At 74.6% G+C, this 4,717-nt stretch carries 1 protein-coding gene; it reads left to right on the forward strand.

Features of this window, described 5'->3' with window-relative positions:
- Positions 1-4,717 (forward strand): SDR family NAD(P)-dependent oxidoreductase (locus IE249_RS35130; protein ID WP_189711522.1); only part of this gene is annotated, 4,717 nt, incomplete at both ends.

Consider the following 4,717-nt stretch of genomic DNA (forward strand, 5'->3'; position numbering starts at 1 on the left):
CGCAGGACCAAGCGGCTGACGGTCAGTCATGCCTTCCACTCGCCGCACATGGACGCCATGCTGGAGGCGTTCGGCGAAGTCGCGCGCCGGGTGACGTACCACCCGCCGGTCGTCCCCGTCGTCTCCAACCTCACCGGTGCCTCGCTCTCCGCGGACGAGATCCGTGCGCCCGAGTACTGGGTGCGGCACGTCCGGGAGGCGGTGCGCTTCCTCGACGGTGTGCGCTACCTGGAGGAGCAGGACGTCACCGTCTACCTCGAACTCGGCCCCGACGGCGTGCTGTCGGCGATGGCCCAGGACTGTGTGACCCGCCCGGGCGCCTCCTTCGCGCCCGTGCTGCGCAAGGGACGCCCCGAGGCGCGGACGCTGACGGCCGCCGTGGCCGAGGCCCACGTCCGGGGCGCGCGGACCGACTGGGCCGCCGTCTTCTGCGGTCGAGACGCCCGCCGCGTCGACCTGCCGACGTACGCCTTCCAGCGCGAGCTGTACTGGCCGGAGCCGCCGGCCTCCTGGGCGGGCGACGTCACCTCCGCCGGACTCGGTGCCGCCGACCACCCGCTGCTGGGCGCCACGGTCGCCCTCGCCGACGCCGACGGGCTCCTCTTCACCGGCAGGCTCTCGCTGCGCACCCACCCCTGGCTGGCCGACCACGCAGTCATGGACACCGTGCTGCTGCCGGGCACCGCCTTCGTGGAACTCGCGCTGCGCGCCGGTGACCAGGTCGGCTGCGACCTGCTGGAGGAACTCACCCTCGAGGCCCCCCTGGTGCTGCCTCCGCAGGGTGGGGTGCAGCTGCAGCTCGCGGTCGGCGCTCCCGACGAGACAGGCCGCCGCCGGCTGACCCTGCACTCGCGCCCCGAGGACGCCGACGACGCCTGGGCCGAGACCACTTGGACCCGGCACGCCACCGGCGTCCTCATCCGGGACGCCTCCGCCGCCTCCTCCTCTTCCTCTTCCGACCTCGCCCAGTGGCCGCCGGCCGGCGCGGAGACGGTGCGGATCGACGGGCTCTACGACTACCTCACCGAGTCCGGATTCGCCTACGGTCCCGTCTTCCAGGGGCTCCAGGCCGTCTGGCAGCGCGGCGACGAGGTCTTCGCCGAGGTCCGGCTCCCCGAACAGGCCCGACAGGACGCCGAACTGTTCGGCCTTCACCCGGCGTTGCTGGACGCGGCCCTGCACGCGGTCGGCGTCGGCGACCTGCTCACCGAGACCGAGCACGGCCGGCTGCCCTTCTCCTGGAGCGGCATCCGCCTGCACGCGGTCGGCGCCGGCTCCCTGCGCGTCCGCCTCTCGCCGGCCGGGCACGACACCGTGGCCGTCGACCTGGCCGACGACGAGGGCATGCCCGTAGCCTCGGTGGAGTCGCTGCTGCTGCGCCCGGTCTCCCCGGACCAGGTCCGCTCCCACGCCGTGCGCGGCGCCTTCCACGAGTCGCTGTTCCGCGTCGAGTGGACGGACGCGCCGCTGCCGGCCACGACGACCGTCGAGGCGGGGCAGTGGGCGCTGCTTTCCGCCGACACCGCAGTCGGTACCGAGACCGGTACCGAGGCCGGTACCGAGGCTGGTACCGAGGCCGACACCAGGGCCGACACCAGGGCCGATGACGAGGCGGGCTCGGGTACGGGACTCCTGGGCGCGCTCGCCGAAGCGCTGCCGACCGCCGTGACCTACCCGGGCCTGGCCGAACTGGGCGAGGCACTGGCCGCCGGCGCCCCGCTGCCGCAGGCCGTACTGGTGCCCTTCGCCGCCCCGGGTACGCCCGCGGCCCCCGCCGTCGGCACCGAGACACTGCCCGGCGAGGTGCGCGCCGCGTTGCACCGGGCGCTCGCCCTCGTCCAGGCGTGGCTCGCCGACGACCGCTTCGCCGACTCGCGCCTGGTCCTCGTCACCCGTGGCGCGATCGCCACCGGACCGGGCTCCGACGTGCCCGACATGGCGCACGCGCCCCTGTGGGGCCTGCTGCGTTCGGCGCAGTCGGAGCACCCGGACCGCTTCGTGCTCGTGGACCTCGACGACCACGAGGCCTCCCACCGGGCCCTGCCCGCCGCCCTGGCCATGACGGAGCCCCAACTCGCCCTGCGCGACGGCGCGGTGAGGCTGCCGCGGCTGAACCGGGTCGCCGCCGACCCCGCCCACACCCTCCCCGCCCTCGACCCGGACGGCACCGCTCTGGTGACCGGTGCCACCGGCACGCTCGGCGCGCTGGTGGCCCGCCATCTCGTCACCGAACACGGCGTACGCCACCTGCTGCTGGCCGGCCGACGCGGACCCGAGGCCGAAGGTGCGGCCGAACTCGTCGGCGAGCTGGAGGAACTGGGCGCCGAGGTCACCCTCGCCGCCTGCGACGTGGCCGACCGGGCGGCACTGGCCGCACTGCTGGCCACCGTCCCCGCAGAGCACCCGCTGACCGCCGTCGTGCACACCGCGGGCGTGCTCGACGACGGCGTCGTCGAATCCCTCACCCCGGAACGCGTCGACCGCGTCCTGCCCGCGAAGGTCGACGCCGCCCTCAACCTCCACGAACTCACCAGCGAGCTGGACCTGTCGGCGTTCGTACTGTTCTCCGCCGCGGCCGGCACACTGGGCGGTCCCGGCCAGGCCAACTACGCCGCCGCCAACGCCTTCCTCGACGCCCTCGCCCAGCGCCGCCGCGCCGAAGGCCGCACCGCCACCGCCCTCGCCTGGGGACTGTGGGCCGAACGCAGCGGTATGACCGGTGAGTTGGACGACACCGACCTGCAGCGCATCAACCGCGCCGGAGTCGCCGCCCTCTCCTCCGAGCAGGGCCTGACGCTGCTCGACACCGCCCTCACGGTGGGCGACCCGGCGCTCGTACCCATGCACCTGGACCTGGCCTCGCTGCGCCACGCCGACCCCGCGTCGGTGCCCGCGATGCTGCGCGGCCTGGTCCGCACCCCCGCCCGCCGCACCGTGACGGCCACGGGCCCCGCGGCCGCCGGCGGACTCGCGGAGCGGCTGCTCGCCCTCGCCCCCGCCGAGCGCGACCGGCTGCTCACGGAACAGGTGTGCGCCCAGGTCGCCGCCGTACTGGGCCACGCTGCCGCGGAGTCGGTCGACGCGAACCGCGCGTTCAAGGAACTCGGCTTCGACTCGCTGACCGCGGTGGAGCTCCGCAACCGGCTGAACGCGGCCACCGGCGTCCGACTGCCCGCCACCCTGGTCTTCGACTACCCGACCCCCGCCGTCCTGGCCTCCTTCCTGCGCACCGAGATCCTCGGCGCGGACGCCGACACCGACGCCGTGACCCGTACGGGGGCGACGGCCACCACGGCGACGGACGACGACCCCATCGTGATCGTCGGCATGAGCTGCCGTTACCCCGGTGGCGTCGGCACCCCTGAGGACCTGTGGCGGCTCGTCCTCGACGGGGGCGACGCCATCTCCCCGTTCCCCACCGACCGCGGCTGGGACCTCGACGCCCTCCACAGCGACGACCCCGACCACGCCGGCACCAGCTACACCCGCGAGGGCGGCTTCCTCCACGACGCCGCCGACTTCGACCCCGACTTCTTCGGCATCAACCCGCGCGAAGCCCTCGCCATGGACCCGCAGCAGCGGCTGCTCCTGGAGACCTCCTGGGAGGCGTTCGAGCGGGCCGGGATCGACCCCACCTCGGTACGCGGCACCCGCACCGGCGTCTTCGCCGGCGTGATGTACCACGACTACCTCACCCGCCTCCCCGCCGTCCCCGGCGGTCTGGAGGGCTACCTCGGCACCGGCACCGCCGGCAGCGTCGCCTCCGGACGCGTGGCCTACACCCTCGGCCTGGAGGGCCCGGCGGTCACCATCGACACCGCCTGCTCGTCCTCGCTCGTCGCGCTGCACCTCGCCGCGCAGGCCCTGCGCACCGGCGAGTGCACCCTCGCCCTGGCCGGCGGCGTCACCGTCATGGCGGCCCCCGACACCTTCGTCGACTTCAGCCGCCAGCGCGGCCTCGCCGCCGACGGCCGCTGCAAGTCCTTCTCGGACGACGCCGACGGCACCGGCTGGTCCGAGGGCGCCGGCATGCTCCTCGTCGAGCGCCTGTCCGACGCCCGCCGCAACGGCCACCCCGTGCTCGCCGTCGTCCGCGGCACGGCGATCAACCAGGACGGCGCCAGCAACGGCCTCACGGCCCCGAACGGTCCCTCGCAACAGCGTGTCATCCGGCAGGCCCTGAGCTCGGCCGGCCTGTCGGCCGCGGACGTGGACGCGGTGGAGGCGCACGGTACGGGCACGACCCTCGGCGACCCCATCGAGGCGCAGGCGCTCCTCGCCACCTACGGCAAGGACCGTCCCGCCGAGGACCAGCCCCTCTGGCTCGGCTCCATCAAGTCCAACATCGGCCACACGCAGGCCGCCGCCGGTGTCGCGGGCATCATCAAGATGATCATGGCGATGCGGCACGGTGTGCTGCCGCGCACCTTGCACGTGGACGAGCCCTCGACACACGTCGACTGGTCGGCGGGCGCGGTCTCGCTGCTCACCGAGGCCCGGGAGTGGCCCGAGACCGGCGACCGCCCGCGCCGCGCCGGCATCTCCTCCTTCGGCGTCAGCGGCACCAACGCCCACGCCATCATCGAGCAGCCCTCCGAGCCGGAGACCGCCAGGCCTTCCGACGGCGGTTCCCTGACGCGGCTGCCCGTGGTGCCTTGGGTGCTGTCGGCGCGGAGCGAGGATGCGTTGCGGGGGCAGGCGGGGAGGCTGCGGGAGC

Origin of the sequence: Streptomyces anandii JCM 4720 (assembly GCF_014650655.1) — a bacterium.
GTDB lineage: Bacteria > Actinomycetota > Actinomycetes > Streptomycetales > Streptomycetaceae > Streptomyces > Streptomyces anandii.